Origin of the sequence: Streptomyces sp. PU-14G (assembly GCF_041028275.1) — a bacterium.
Classification (GTDB): domain Bacteria; phylum Actinomycetota; class Actinomycetes; order Streptomycetales; family Streptomycetaceae; genus Streptomyces.
The window spans coordinates 1-12,722 of the sequence record NZ_JASKYT010000247.1 but is presented as its reverse complement, the minus strand read 5'-3'; the positions used below and the strand labels follow the sequence as shown (position 1 = coordinate 12,722).

At 72.5% G+C, this 12,722-nt stretch carries 13 protein-coding genes and 1 pseudogene; 8 read left to right on the top strand and 6 right to left on the bottom strand.

Annotation, left to right across the window (positions count from 1 at the left end; translation table 11 throughout):
- Positions 1–218 (top strand): annotated as a pseudogene (locus AB8Z75_RS24370) (TetR/AcrR family transcriptional regulator); the annotation flags it as partial.
- A gap of 185 nt (positions 219–403) precedes the next feature.
- Here AB8Z75_RS24370 and AB8Z75_RS24365 read toward each other — a convergent pair.
- Complete coding sequence (locus AB8Z75_RS24365; RefSeq protein ID WP_369205451.1) at positions 404–1,471, bottom strand: EamA family transporter; 1,068 nt, start codon at positions 1,469–1,471, stop codon at positions 404–406.
- A 69-nt stretch (positions 1,472–1,540) separates the two neighbouring features.
- On the opposite strand from AB8Z75_RS24365, the gene AB8Z75_RS24360 reads away from it, so the two are divergent.
- Positions 1,541–2,434, top strand: coding sequence for a LysR family transcriptional regulator (locus AB8Z75_RS24360; protein WP_369205449.1), 894 nt, complete (start codon positions 1,541–1,543; stop codon positions 2,432–2,434).
- Between the two features lie 133 nt (positions 2,435–2,567).
- On the opposite strand, the gene AB8Z75_RS24355 is transcribed toward AB8Z75_RS24360, so the two are convergent.
- Positions 2,568–3,395, bottom strand: coding sequence for a class I SAM-dependent methyltransferase (locus tag AB8Z75_RS24355; protein ID WP_369205447.1), 828 nt, complete (start codon positions 3,393–3,395; stop codon positions 2,568–2,570).
- Positions 3,396–3,445: 50 nt separating this feature from the next.
- Here AB8Z75_RS24355 and AB8Z75_RS24350 point away from each other — a divergent pair, with 50 nt between their 5' ends.
- Positions 3,446–4,030, top strand: coding sequence for a TetR/AcrR family transcriptional regulator (locus AB8Z75_RS24350; protein ID WP_369205445.1), 585 nt, complete (start codon positions 3,446–3,448; stop codon positions 4,028–4,030).
- 41 nt (positions 4,031–4,071) lie between these two features.
- Here AB8Z75_RS24350 and AB8Z75_RS24345 read toward each other — a convergent pair whose 3' ends face one another.
- Positions 4,072–5,007: a D-alanyl-D-alanine carboxypeptidase family protein gene (locus AB8Z75_RS24345; RefSeq protein WP_369205443.1), complete on the bottom strand. Its 936-nt coding sequence runs from the start codon at positions 5,005–5,007 to the stop codon at positions 4,072–4,074.
- A gap of 496 nt (positions 5,008–5,503) precedes the next feature.
- On the opposite strand from AB8Z75_RS24345, the gene AB8Z75_RS24340 reads away from it, so the two are divergent.
- A complete protein-coding gene (locus tag AB8Z75_RS24340) occupies positions 5,504–6,880 on the top strand; it encodes an oxidoreductase (RefSeq protein WP_369205441.1) in 1,377 nt (458 codons plus the stop codon).
- Between the two features lie 150 nt (positions 6,881–7,030).
- On the opposite strand, the gene AB8Z75_RS24335 is transcribed toward AB8Z75_RS24340, so the two are convergent.
- A complete protein-coding gene (locus AB8Z75_RS24335) occupies positions 7,031–7,300 on the bottom strand; it encodes a DUF397 domain-containing protein (RefSeq protein ID WP_369205439.1) in 270 nt (89 codons plus the stop codon).
- Positions 7,297–8,118, bottom strand: a complete 822-nt coding sequence (locus AB8Z75_RS24330) for a Scr1 family TA system antitoxin-like transcriptional regulator (RefSeq protein ID WP_369205437.1) — start codon at positions 8,116–8,118, stop codon at positions 7,297–7,299. Before AB8Z75_RS24330 ends, AB8Z75_RS24335 begins: the two co-directional genes overlap by 4 nt.
- Positions 8,119–8,230: 112 nt before the next feature.
- On the opposite strand from AB8Z75_RS24330, the gene AB8Z75_RS24325 reads away from it, so the two are divergent.
- Positions 8,231–8,653, top strand: coding sequence for an ATP-binding protein (locus AB8Z75_RS24325; protein WP_369205435.1), 423 nt, complete (start codon positions 8,231–8,233; stop codon positions 8,651–8,653).
- Here the strand turns inward: AB8Z75_RS24325 and AB8Z75_RS24320 are convergent.
- Positions 8,632–9,207, bottom strand: coding sequence for a Uma2 family endonuclease (locus AB8Z75_RS24320; RefSeq protein ID WP_369205434.1), 576 nt, complete (start codon positions 9,205–9,207; stop codon positions 8,632–8,634). The genes AB8Z75_RS24325 and AB8Z75_RS24320 overlap by 22 nt on opposite strands.
- A 111-nt stretch (positions 9,208–9,318) precedes the next feature.
- On the opposite strand from AB8Z75_RS24320, the gene AB8Z75_RS24315 reads away from it, so the two are divergent.
- The 3 genes from AB8Z75_RS24315 to AB8Z75_RS24305 form a co-directional block, all read left to right on the top strand.
- Positions 9,319–9,933, top strand: coding sequence for a TIGR03086 family metal-binding protein (locus AB8Z75_RS24315; RefSeq protein WP_369205432.1), 615 nt, complete (start codon positions 9,319–9,321; stop codon positions 9,931–9,933).
- Positions 9,934–10,027: 94 nt separating this feature from the next.
- On the top strand, positions 10,028–10,903 hold the full coding sequence (locus AB8Z75_RS24310) for a hypothetical protein (protein WP_369205430.1): 876 nt from the start codon (positions 10,028–10,030) through the stop codon (positions 10,901–10,903).
- 107 nt (positions 10,904–11,010) lie between these two features.
- The coding region (locus AB8Z75_RS24305; protein WP_369205428.1) for a helicase at positions 11,011–12,722 on the top strand (1,712 nt) is incomplete at its 3' end.

The following is a 12,722-nucleotide window of genomic DNA, read 5'->3' as shown; positions in this document are numbered from 1 at the left end:
TGGAGCGCTCGCTCCGCGACGCCGCGGTCCATCCGGTCGCGGAGGGCGACGTACCGGCCGGCACGGACACCCGCGCCCTCGCCGCGTTCTACGCGACGGTCCTCTTCGGCCTCTCCGTCCAGTCACGGGACGGTGCCTCGCGGGACGATCTCCTCGCGGTGGTGGACGCCGCCATGGCCTCGTGGGACGCCCTCGTGCGCACTACACCCGAACGCTGACCCCCAGCCGTGTCACTGCCGTTCGGGTCCCTTCGGGTCCGTTCGGGTCCGCTCGGGTGTTCGGCGTCCGGTCCGGTGGGATGTCCGCCGCGGGCGCGCGGCACGGGTCGTGGGTCGGCCCGTCCCCGAACTGCTCGCTCTCGCCCGGGAGGGCCGGCGCCTCCACCTCGCCGGGCGGACCGCGGTCACCGCTTGCCGGTCCGTACCGCTCCCGCGCTCGCGGCGACCACCATCGCGATCGCGGCGCACTGGGCCGGTGACAGGCCCTGGTGGAGCACCAGGTATCCGGCCAGTGCGGCGACGGCCGGTGCCAGGCTCGTGAGCACCGCGAAGGTGGCCGCGGGCAGGCGGCGCAGGGCGAGCAGTTCCAGGGTGTAGGGCACGCCCGAGGACATCACCGCGATGGCCAGGCCCAGCGCGAGCACGCCGGGTTCGACCAGGGTCGCGCCGGCGGAGGTGACGCCGAGCGGCAGGCTGACGAGCGCGGCGACGGTCATCGCGATGGCGAGGCCGTCCAAGCGGGGGAAGCGGGCGCCCGCGCGGGCGTTGAGCAGGATGTAGGCGGCCCACATCGCCCCGGCGCCCAGCGCGAAGGCGACGCCGGGGAGGGTGAGCTGGTCGAAGCCGCCGCTGCCGAGCAGGTAGACGCCGGCCAGCGCGAGACCGGCCCACAGCAGGCCGGTGGCGCGGCGCGAGGTGACGGCGGACAGCAGCAGTGGCCCGAGCACTTCGAGGGTGACGGCCGGTCCCAGGGGGATGCGGTCGATCGCCTGGTAGAAGAGCATGTTCATGCCGCCGAGGGCGAGGCCGAAGCCGCCGACGACGGCCCAGTCGGCACGGGTGTAGCCGCGCAGCCGGGGCCGGGTGACGACCAGCAGCAGGACGGCGGCGAGCACGATCCGCAGGGCGACCGTGCCGAGCGCGCCGGCCCGGGGGAAGAGCAGCGCGGCGAAGGCCGACCCGAACTGGACGGACACCGTCCCGGCCAGCACGAGGCCGACACCGGCGAGGCTGCCGCGCCCCGTGGTCCCGCCGACATGCACGCGGACAGGCGCAGCCTCCGGCCCGGCCGCCGCCTCCGGCCCGGAGGTGGCGGCCGGGCCGGAGCCCCTGGAGCCCTCGGGGCCCCCGGGGTCCCCGCCGGAGGCGGACGTGGGCGTGGGTGTGGGCGAGACGGCGGAGGCGGGCGCGGTTACGGGGCCGGGTGCGGGCAGGGACGTCGCGGCGGCGGGGTCGGGCGCGGTGGAGGTCATGGCCTTCACGCTAGGGATTCATCCAAGCCGGGTGAAATGCCGATTCCGCAGCGGTTATGCTCGGGAGGCATGACCATGGAGCTGCGCCACCTGCGTGCCTTCCTCGCCATCGCCGAGGCGGGCAGTGTCACCCGAGCCGCCGCCCGCCTCCACGTGGGGCAGCCCGCGCTCTCCCGCACCCTGCGCCAGCTCGAGGACCATCTGCGTACCCGCCTCGTCGACCGGTCCACGCACCACCTCGAACTCACCGCCGAGGGGCGCGTGTTCCGCGACAAGGCCGCGGCGGCCCTCGCCGCGGTCGAGGTCGCTCTCGACCCCCGCGGGCTGACGGCTTGGCCGCTGCGTCTCGGTCACACATGGGCGGCGCTCGGCGACCACACCGTGCCGTTGATGCGCCGCTGGGACGAGGTGCATCCGGGCGTGCCGCTGGAGCTGCGGCGGATCGACGACGCCACCGCGGGACTCACGCGGGGTGCGGTCGATGTGGCCCTGCTGCGTGGCACGGTCACCGCCCCCGGGATCGCCACGCGTCTGCTGCTGCGGGAGGAGAGGGTGGCGGTCGTCTCGGCGGACAGCCCCTTGGCCGCGCTGCCCCGCGTGACGCTGGCGGACCTCGCCACCCGCCCGATCGCTCTGAACACCGTCTCGGGTACGACGACGATGGACCTGTGGCCGCCCACGGCCCGGCCCCCCGGGGCCATCGAGGTGACCAACACCGACGAGTGGCTCATCGCGATCGCCGCGGACCGCGCCGTGGGGGTGTCCACGACGGCCACCCCGCGCAACCACACGCACCCCTCGCTGGTCTACCGCCCGCTGGTGGACGCGCCGGCCGTTCCGGTGGTCCTCGCCTGGCGCGAGGGGCCCGGCCACCCGGCCGTTCCCGATCTTGTGGCGTTGGCGTACGAGGTCGTCGCGGGCGACGGAGCGGGCGGCGGAGCGGGTGAGGGCGACTCGCCGTAGCCCGGGCGGGGGAGGGGAGGCGCCAGCACCCGCGCCGACACCGACACCGGCACCGGCACCCCGCGCCGGGAGCACCGGCACTCGCGTCGGCGCAGGCTCAGCCGTCGGCACGGGCTCAGCCGCCGGCGCAGGCTCAGCCGTCGGCGCCGGTCCGCCGCGCGGTGACCACCACCGACGTGTACGGCATGGTGAAGGCGCCGCCCATGGCGTCGATGGCGGCGCCGGTCGCCGACATCAGTTCCTCGAGTGTGGCGGCCGGCATCCGGGCCGCCACGCCGCTGGTCGGTATCTGGTCCAGCCAGGCGTCACGCGTGTAGGACTGCTCCCACGCGAACCGCCACTCCTCGGGCTCCTCGAACGCGTCGGCCTGCCGTATCCCGTCGGCGGCCTGGGCGAGCAGCGCCACGTGTCCTTCGAGGGCGGGCTTCGCCCACTGGTTGAGCGGCTCGTTCGGCAGCACCCGCTGGTGCACTTCGTGGAAGGCCGCCGCGACCTCGGGCGAGGGCCTGGGGACGTTCCAGAACAGGGCCAGCCTGCCGCCCGGGCGCAGCACCCGGGCCGCCTTGGCCGCTCCGGCGACGGGGTCGACCCAGTGCCAGGTCTGGCCCGCGACGACCGCGTCGAACACGCGACCGGCCGCGTCCCAGTCCTCGAACGTCGCCACCTCGGTCTCCACGCCGCCGCGCCGCGCGAACTCGGCCATCCGTGCGTCCACGTCGACGCCGAGCACGCGGCATCCGGCCGCGTGGAACTGGCGGGCGGCGATTCCGGTGCCGCAGCCGACGTCGAGCACGTACGGTCCCGGGCTGCCGGTGGCGATCCGCCGCACCAGCGCTGTCGGATAGCGGGGGCGCGCCCGGTCGTAGCGCTCGGCGTCCGAGCCGAACGACTCGGCCATCCGGCGTTCCTGGTGGGATGCGGGCGTGGCGGACTGTGCGCCGTCCGGCGGTAGAGTGGGCATGCGCCCACCGTAGTGGGCAGATGCCCACTAGGCAACGGAAAGGGATCGGAGTGCCGACAGGAGTGCACCTGAGCGACGTACGCGGCAGGCTCTTCGACGCCGCCGAACGCGTCCTGCTCCGCGAGGGGCCCAGCGCGCTCACCAGCCGTGCCGTCACCACGGAAGCCGACTGCGCCAAGGGGGTACTGCACCGGCACTTCACCGACTTCGACGGTTTCCTCGCCGCACTCGTCCTCGACCGCATCGCCCGGCTCGACGCGCAGGGCCGCGCCCTGTGCGACGCGGCCGGGAGCCGCACCGTCGCCGACAACCTCACGGACGCGCTGACGACCCTGTTCGAGTCCGTCGCCGTCGCGATCGTCGGCCTCGTCACCTCGCGCGACGAACTGCGAGCCAGGCTGCGCGCGTCCCGCCCCACGGGCGTCCCGCTGCTCGCCGAGGCCACGGCGATGATCGCCGCCTACCTCGCCGCCGAACGCGACCTCGGCCGCGTCGCGGCCGACGCCGAGGTCGACGTGCTGGCTCCCACGCTGATCGGCGCCGCACACCTGCTGTTCGCCGACCGCACGGGCGCCCCGCCCCACGCGGCGGACGTGCACCGGGCTGTCACCACGGTCCTCGCCGGATCCCGGTAGTTCCGCGCGAGCCGGCCCCACCCGGGCCGACCCGCCCGCCGTCAGTCCCGCGGGCCGTCGGGCGGCTCCTCCTCGATCTTCATGTCCTCCGCGTCGTCCGCCCCGAAGCCGCGGTCCAGCAGCTTCGCCGCGTCCTGGAACCGGTCGTCGCTGTTGAGGACCGCGCCGACGAACTCCTTGTCGCCACGGGTGGCGGCGAACACCAGGCACTCGCCCGCCTTGGCGGTGGTCCCGGTCTTGATGCCGACGACACCGTCGTACGCGCCGAGGAGATGGTTGGTGTTGTTCCAGGTGTAGTAGCGGGTGCGGCCGTTGGCGGCCGGGGCCTCGCTCTTGAACTTCTCGGTCTTGACGGCCTTCCGGAACACGGGGTTCTGCATCGCGTGCCGGGCCAGCTTCACCAGTTCCTGCGGGGTACTGGAGTCCTTGCCCGTGCCGTCGAAGGTGGAGAACGTCGTCTTGTTCAGATGCAGCGACTCGGCCTTGGCGTTCATCTTCCCGACGAAGGACTTCACCCGCTGGGACCGGGTGTCGCCCTCACCGAAGGTGTCGGCCAGCGCGTAGGCGGCATCGGCGCCCGAGGGCAGCAGCGCGGCGTAGAGCAACTGGCGGACGGTGAGCTTGTCGCCGGTCTGCAGGTCAGCCGTGCTGGCGTGGTGCTCGCTGACATAGTCGCGGTACGCCTGCGCGACGGGAACCCGGAGCCCCAGGTCCACGTTCTCGGTGTCGAGGACGACGGAGGCGACCATGATCTTCGTCGTGCTCGCGATCGGGCGGACGCTGTCGGCCTCCTTGGCGAAGACCGACGTGCCGCCCTTGCCGCTCACGTCCACCAGCGCGGCGCCCTTGGCGGCGACTTTCGGAGGAGCGTTGTTGTGCGAGATGACGGCGTGGGCGACCAGTGGGGTGGCGACGAGCAGCGCCCCGCCGCCGGCAACGGCGGCAACGACCTTACGGCTCGGCTTTCTGACAGTCATCAAGAAGTGCTCCGCATCTGCGGTATGGCGTTCGTTCTGTGGGGGGTGCTGCGCGCGGCGGCGACGCGCGCGCTTGCTCCGCCGCCTGTCGAGGGCGTGAAGCCGGACGCCTGCCGCCGAAGCTCGCACTGGGTTCACGGGAACGCGGGTTCACCGGTTCAATCCGGCGCGCCGTCACGGGATCACCGGGCGCGCATCAGATGTGACGGCGCGCGCCGGGGGAAAGTTCACGGGAACGGGAAACTTTTCCCGCCACGCGGAGCGGCCGACCGCCGACGCCGGCCGGCCCGCGCGGCGAGCCACCAGCCAGAGGGCAGAGCCACCAGCCAGAGGGCATGAAGGGCTTGCGACTCGTGTGTGGAATGCTCCGGTTGCGGAAGTTGCCCGCGACGCGCGCCTGCTGGACGGACTGCGAGGAGTCTCATGGACACCGGCCCCACTCCCACCGTTTCCCCCGCGCCCCGGCCCGCCGCCGGGACCGCCTCCACAGCGCTCCATGTCGCCCACCCCTGAACGGAGCGTCGACGCCGAGAGCGTCAGACGCGAGATCCTCGACGAGGGCGCGGGCTCTGAGCCGTACGTCCTGCGCGACGCCCGCGTCGGAAGCGGGTTACGGCTCGACGGAGCCGAGGTCCGGCGGGCCGTGCGGTTCGAGGCGTGCCGGTTCGACGAGGTCGTCAGCCTGGAGGGCGCGACGACACTCGCCGTGGCCTTCGTCGGCTGCGCGCTGCCCGGGCTGAGGGCATCGACCACCCGGTGCGGAGGACGGCTCGACCTGCGCCGGTCGGCCATCGGCGAGCGCGACGGCACCGAGAGCGCCGTGGACCTGGTACACGCCGACATCGCGGGCGGCATACGGCTCGACGGGGCGCATCTGGTCGCACCGGGGCGGGTCGCGCTGGAAGGGGGCGGGCTCGTCGTCCGGGGCGGCGTCTTCTGCGAAGACGGCTTCGTCGCGGAGGGCGAGATCGGCTTCCCCGGTGCTGAGTTGCCGGGCGGTCTGTGGATGAGGGGGGCGCGGATCGCAGTCGGTGCGGCGGACGTGTTCGCGTTCCACGGAGACGCCGTGAAGGCGTCCAACGTGCGGCTCCAGGGCCTGCGGGCCGACGGCCGGATACGGCTGCGCGGCGCACAGGTGGACGACCTGGTCTCCCTCCAGAACGCGGAACTCACCGGGTCCGGCTCGTCGGTCATGTGCGTGGGGATGCGGACCGAGGCGCTCGACCTGCGGTTCGCCCGACCGCCCGCGGGCGGCGTGAACCTGCGCAACGCACACGCGAGCCGTCTTCAGGACGATCCCCGCGCCTGGCCCACGACGCTCGGCCTGGACGGGTTCACGTACGACTGGCTCGGCGAGACCGCGGCCACGCGCCGCGAGGACGTGAGGAACCGGCTTGCATGGCTGCGCTACGAGCGGGTTTACGCGCCGCAGACGTACGAGCAACTCGCCTCGCACTACCGGAGGTCCGGGCACGAGGACGAGGCGCGCCGTGTGCTCCTCGTGCGGGAGCGGCGGCGCCGGTCGACGCTCGGTGCGGCCGGACGGGCCTGGGGCTGGCTGCTCGAAGCCACCGTGGGGTACGGATACCGGCCGTGGATAGCCGGGATCTGGCTCGCGGTGCTCACACTGCTCGGCTCGGCCGTCTTCGCCGCGCACACCCCTGTTCCGAACAAGAAGGGCGAGGGCGCACCGTTCAACCCCGTCGTGTACGCCCTCGACCTCATGGTGCCGATCGGCGGGCTCGGCCAGCGGGACGGCTGGCACTGGGACGAGGGGGCCGTACAAGGGCTCGCGTACGGGCTTGTCGCGGTCGGCTGGATCCTGACAACGACGGTCGTGGCGGGCGTGACCCGCACACTGAGCCGCAATTAGGGCTCAGCCGGCAGGTGCTGCCGCTCGCCGGCCCGGGGGTGTCACGCCGCCGCCGTGGGGCGGCGTGCGGCGACGCGGTACCGAGCGGTCCCGCGTAGAGCAGCCCCCCCGGCAGCAGGGGGCCTGCGTCACTGCCTGAGGGGGGATGAGTCAGCGGTTGGTGGTGGTGTGGGTGGTGAACGCCGCCCAGGCGGTGGGGGAGACGACGAGGGTGGGCCCGGCGAGGTTCTTGGAGTCCCGCACGTGCACGGCGTGCGAGCAACTTGCGACCTCCAGGCATGCGCCGCCTTCGCTGCCGCTGTAGCTGGACTTGTGCCAGGAGTAGGCAACTTCGAGACAAGCGCCGCCCTCGTCACCGCTGTAGCTGGACTTGAACCACGTCAGGGCGTCGGTGTCCGGTGTGGACGGTGCGTTGCTCATGCCTCTCCTAGCAGCCGATCCAGCAGACTCCGGGAGTCTTCGATGTTGAGAGCCTGAGTGCGCAGCATCGCATACTTCCGAACGAGGATGCTGACCTCGTATGCCTCGGAGACGAGCATGCTGCCGCGCTGCGTCTCCATGTACCCCAGCAGTTCGTTCTCCGGTGTTTCCAAGACGACGAAGGGGCCGTTGAGTCCTGCGTGGCTCTCGCGCCCCAGCGGCATGATCTGGATCGACAGTCCCGGGATATCCGCGTCCCGCCGAAGGCGCCGCAATTGCCCTCGCCGCACGGCGTCACCGCCGAGGCGATCCAGCAGTACGGCCTCGGAGATGACGAAGCTCGCGGAGGGCGGAGTCTTCCGTTGGAGCACCTTCTGCCGGTCCATACGACCGGCGACCTGGACCTCAAGCTCATCCGCGTCCAGCGGCGGCTCCTTGCTCCGAAAGACCGCTCGGGCGTAATCCTCCGTCTGCAACAGTCCGGGCAACACCTGGTTCTCGAACCAATCGATGGCCAACGCTTCGCGCTCTCGGTCGATGAACTCTTCGGCCCACAGCGGGTACTTGTCCATCTCGGGGAGGTTGGCGACGGCAATCGCCAGCGAGTTCTTCGTTCCGAGGATGTCGTCCAACAGCTCCGCGAGATCGCTCTTGAGGGGGCGGCGGCCCTGTTCGATGGAGGCGATGGTCTCCTCGTCGACGCACGCCTGTTCGGCGAGCCCGCGCTGGGTGAAGCCCGCCACGCGGCGGTAGTTGGCCAGCAACTGGCCGACCATCTTCATGGCGGACGCATTCTTCTGACGCTTCTTCTGTGGCATAGCCATGTCTCTCCCCAACCCACGCCCGGTTGAGTTTTTGCCGAGGCCGTACAGCCGAGCTGTACGGCCTCTTCCTCTGGTGAGGGTATCCACGAAGCGCGACGGTTCTCTCATGAACCGGGAAAGTCATCTGCCCCATTTCCGGGAGCACTTCTACCGCAGAGAGCGCCGCTCTATTCCCCGTTCTCGCGCATTTGTGCGAGAAGCGCTCACCGCTTGGGGAGTGGGCGAGCGGCGCGACGACGTACTCGTCTGCGTCAGCGAGATCGCGACGAACGCGCTGCTGCACGGCGTACCGCCCGGACGGGGGTTCCGCGTCATGATCTGGCTGGATCATGACGGCCTGCTCCGCGTGGAGGTGCACGACAGTGGCGACGGCGCGCCCCGCGTCGGGTGCCCGGACGACGAGGCCGAGTCGGGCCGGGGCCTGCTCCTCGTCGAGACGCTGGCGGACAAGTGGGGGGTGGGGGAGCGGGACCCCGGCAAGGTGGTGTGGGCGGAGTTCGCCGGCTGCTACTCGCCCGGCTCGCGGTAACGGCGGAACCCGGAGGTGTCCAGCTTCCAGGGGCCGAAGGTCACGGGATCGCCGTAGATGTACGAGGCCGCGTGTTGGTAGCGGTTCCCCTCCGGACTCGACCGCATTTCGATCGTCCCCTTCCGAGGGTCGACCAAGAGGTAGTGGGCGATGCCCATGGCCGGGTACTCGACCATCTTCTCCCGGTAGTCGTTTTCCGGGTTCGACTTGGAGACGATCTCGATCACCGCGAGCACCTCGGTGGCGTCCACGGTCCAGCCTTCCTCGTCGAGTACGGTCTCGGGGAGGATGACGGCATCCGGACGGCGAATCCTCTGGAGAGCGGGATGCTCGACCTCGGGGCCGTTTTCGCAGACGTAGCCGGGGTGGGTCTCGACCAGTTGCCGGTTCAGCTGCTCCCGGATCCTGCGCACCGTACCCTCGTGACGCTTACTGGGGCTCATCATCATGAGGAGGGGGCCCGAGGCGCCGACCTCGACGTTCCACGTGCCTTCGAGTTGTTCGGAGTACTGCGCGAGCTCTTCGGCGATCTCCCGCATCCTGGCGTAGTCCATGCCGTGAATATAACGGGACACAGTAGGCCCTGCGGTTTGCGCGGAGCCGGAGGCAGCGTGACGTCCGTAAGCCGCCAGTGCCCGTCCCGTGCGGCGGACACGCTGGGGCGTATGACCAATGGGTTCGACGGCCTTGTCGACCGCTTCCGCACGGCGAGCGCGGGCTTCACCCGCACGCTCCGCGCCGTGCGGCGGCCCGAGCAGTGGTGCCGGCCGACGCCGTGCACCGAGTGGAACGTGCGCCAACTGGCCAACCACATGGCGCGGGGCAACCTCAACTACGTCACGCTCCTCGAAGGCGGCAGCGCGGAGGACTTCCTGCGGTGCCGGGACGTGGACGCGCTCGGCGACGCACCGGTGGACGCCTACGTCCGCTCCGTCGAGGCGTGCGCCGAGGCGTTCGGCCGGCCCGGGGCGCTGGATCGCACGCTCGACTACCCGCTCGGTCGGGTCGGCGGCCGGCAGGCGCTGGCCGTACGGATCACGGACAGCACCGTTCACACCTGGGACCTGGCGCGGGCGCTGGGGACGGACGACACCCTCGACCCCGCTCTCGTCGGCTGGATCGCCGACCACCTGGAGGCGATCTACGCGGGGTTGGCGGAAACCCCCACCGACCCCGCCACCACTCACCGCTTCTTCGCCGCCCCGGGCGGCGGGCCGCTCTCTGGCGAGGCCTCGGCGCAGGCCCGGCTGCTGCACCGCTTGGGCCGCACTGCCGGGTGAGCGCCGCGCCCCGGCCCGCCCCCTAGACTCACCTGCCGATCATGGCGCAGCCGGACAGGGGACGGCACAGCCGGACAGGGGGAGGGCGAATCACGTGACCGGTCAAGGTGGTTACGGCAACAACAGGGCCCCCGGCGGGCACGGCCACGGGCCCGGACCGGGCGCGTCGCACGGTCACGGGCGGTCCGGACCGGGCGCGTCCTACGGTCAGGGGCGGCCCGGACCGGGCGCGTACGGCCACCGGCCCGAGCCGGGGGCCGTACGGCGGCGCAAACTCGCACGGCCGCAGAACGCCGCGCGCGTCGTCTTCCACCCGCCGTGGATACCGGAACCGGTCGACCCCCTGGTCGAAGGCCTGAAACGCATCCGTGTCGTCGCCGGACTGGTGACGGCACTGGGCGTCTACACCGTCGTCGCGGGCGGCTTCTCCATGAAGGAGGCGCTGGAGAACGTGGTGGTCGCCTCGCTCGTGCTGCTCGTCGTCACGCCGCTGACCGTCGGCGTGCTGCTCGTAGTGTGGGGGAGCCGGGGACCCATCCGGCCGCTGCGCGGCTCCCTGTGGGGGTCGCTGAACCTGCTCCTGCGGTTCGTGGGGACCGCGCTGCTGACCTTCACCGTGCTGCGCGTGGCGCCCATGTCCGGGATCTTCGTGCTGGTCCTGGGCCCGCTGGGCCTGTGGCTGCTGGCGTTCCTGGGCTGCGCCGCCGTACGGCTGAACGCCAACTTCTTCGGCACCGCCGCCGTGCACCGCGCCCTGCCGCCGGTGCTCGCGATGGTCACCGCGTGGCTGACCGCCGTCCCCGATCTGGTCACCGGCGACCTCCACGGGCTCGGCCTGAAACTCGGCGTCGTCTTCATCCTCGGCGCCCCGGTGACCGTGACGGCCCTCGGCCTGCTGGAGACCCGTCGGCTGCGCCGCCACCACGGCGTGCGCCTGCGGGGCCACCCGCTGGCGCACGGGGTCCGGTGACGGGGGCCGTGGGCACAGGTGCGCGCCGCGTCATCGGGCGCGCCCGGCGGGGCGGAATCGCGTACGGTTGACGGCTGCCCTAGGGAACGCAGAAGGGGGCCGCCGCGTTGAACGCGCAGCACAGAGCGGAGCCAGAGACCGTCCGCGACCGCGAGATCCGCGCGGAGCAAAGCCATCTCGACCGGGTCTACCGGCGGCTGGAGGAGAAGATCCACGAGGCCGAGTTCCTCATGGACGACGCCTCCAAACGCGCCCAGGTCGGTACGCCCGGCGCCCTGGCCGAGCGTGACGCGCAGGTCTTCCGCGCCGGCGTCCACCTCAACCGCCTCAACAGCGAGTTCGAGGACTTCCTCTTCGGCCGTATCGACCTGCTCGAAGGCAAGACCGGCGAACGCGGTCCCGACGGCGCCTACACCTCCGTGGAGCCCGCCGACGGCGCCGTCCGCGAGGTAACCGACGCCGGCGCAGGCGGTGACAGCGCAGCCGACAACGGCGCAGGCGGTGACAGCGCAGCCGCGGGCGGCGGCGGGGGGGCCGGGACGGCCAAGACCGCGGACATCGCGGAAACCCTGCACATCGGCCGCCTCGGCGTGCTCGACGCCGACTACACGCCCCTCGTCATCGACTGGCGCGCCCCCGCCGCCGCGCCCTTCTACCGCGCGACGCCCGTCGCCCCGGGCCGCGTCGTGCGCCGCCGCGTCATCCGCAGCAAGGGCCGCCGCGTGAACAGCGTCGAGGACGACCTGCTGCGCCCCGAGGTCACGGCACGGCTCGACGGGGAGGCGCTGGCCGTCGTCGGCGACGGCGCCCTGATGGCCGCACTCGGCCAGGCGCGCGGCCACACCATGCGCGACATCGTCGCCTCGATCCAGGCCGAGCAGGACGAGGTGATCCGCGCGCCCGCCGCCTCCGTCACCGCGGTGGAAGGCGGCCCCGGCACCGGCAAGACCGCCGTCGCCCTGCACCGCGCCGCCTACCTGCTCTACCAGGACAGGCGCCGCTACGCCGGAGGCATCCTGATCGTCTCCCCCACGCCGCTGCTCGTCTCCTACACCGAAGGTGTGCTGCCCTCCCTCGGTGAGGAGGGGCAGGTCGCCATCCGCGCGCTGGGCTCCCTCGCCGAAGAGACGGCGGGCGCCACGGCCACCACGTACGACGAGCAGCGCGTCGCCCGCGTCAAGGGCTCGGCGCGCATGGTGAAGGTGCTGCGCAAAGCAGCACGCGGAGCGCTCGACCTGGGCCTGCGCGCCCCCGTGCCCGAGCGGCTGCGCGTGGTCGCGTTCGGGGCGCGCGTCGAACTCGACGCCACCGAGCTCGCCGCCGTACGCCGGCAGGTCCTCGGCGGGACGGCGCCCGTCAACCTGATGCGTCCCCGCGCCCGCAAACTCCTGCTCGACGCCCTCTGGGACAAGTCCGGTGCCCGCCGCCGGCACGACGACCCCGAACTGGCGGCCGAGGTGCGGGCCGGTTTCGACGAGGACGTCACGGCCGAGGACGACTTCACCGCTTTCCTCGACGCCTGGTGGCCCGAGGTGTCCCCGCGCCAGGTCCTCGGTGCCATGGCCGACGAGAGCCGGCTCGCCCGCTGGGCCCGGCGCGTGCTGCGGCCCGCCGAGGCGCGCACCCTGGCCCGCGCGCTCGCTTCCCGGCTCACCCCCCTCGGCGAGGGGGAACTGTCCGTCCACGACATCGCGCTCCTCGACGAACTGCGCACCCTCCTGGGCGCCCCCGCCCGCCCCCGGAAGCGCGAGGCCGGTGAGCCCCCCCCCCCCCCCCCCCCCCCCCCCCCCCCCCGGGGGCGGGCGGGGGCGCCCAGGAG

Coding starts and splice junctions, on each gene's coding strand:
- AB8Z75_RS24345 (WP_369205443.1), bottom strand. CDS start 5,007: ATGACTGTCAGAAAGCCGAGCCGTAAGGTCGTTGCCGCCGTTGCCGGC.
- AB8Z75_RS24335 (WP_369205439.1), bottom strand. CDS start 7,300: ATGAGCAACGCACCGTCCACACCGGACACCGACGCCCTGACGTGGTTC.
- AB8Z75_RS24330 (WP_369205437.1), bottom strand. CDS start 8,118: ATGCCACAGAAGAAGCGTCAGAAGAATGCGTCCGCCATGAAGATGGTC.
- AB8Z75_RS24325 (WP_369205435.1), top strand. CDS start 8,231: ATGAACCGGGAAAGTCATCTGCCCCATTTCCGGGAGCACTTCTACCGC.
- AB8Z75_RS24355 (WP_369205447.1), bottom strand. CDS start 3,395: ATGCCCACTCTACCGCCGGACGGCGCACAGTCCGCCACGCCCGCATCC.
- AB8Z75_RS24365 (WP_369205451.1), bottom strand. CDS start 1,471: ATGACCTCCACCGCGCCCGACCCCGCCGCCGCGACGTCCCTGCCCGCA.
- AB8Z75_RS24315 (WP_369205432.1), top strand. CDS start 9,319: ATGACCAATGGGTTCGACGGCCTTGTCGACCGCTTCCGCACGGCGAGC.
- AB8Z75_RS24320 (WP_369205434.1), bottom strand. CDS start 9,207: ATGGACTACGCCAGGATGCGGGAGATCGCCGAAGAGCTCGCGCAGTAC.
- AB8Z75_RS24340 (WP_369205441.1), top strand. CDS start 5,504: ATGTCGCCCACCCCTGAACGGAGCGTCGACGCCGAGAGCGTCAGACGC.
- AB8Z75_RS24360 (WP_369205449.1), top strand. CDS start 1,541: ATGACCATGGAGCTGCGCCACCTGCGTGCCTTCCTCGCCATCGCCGAG.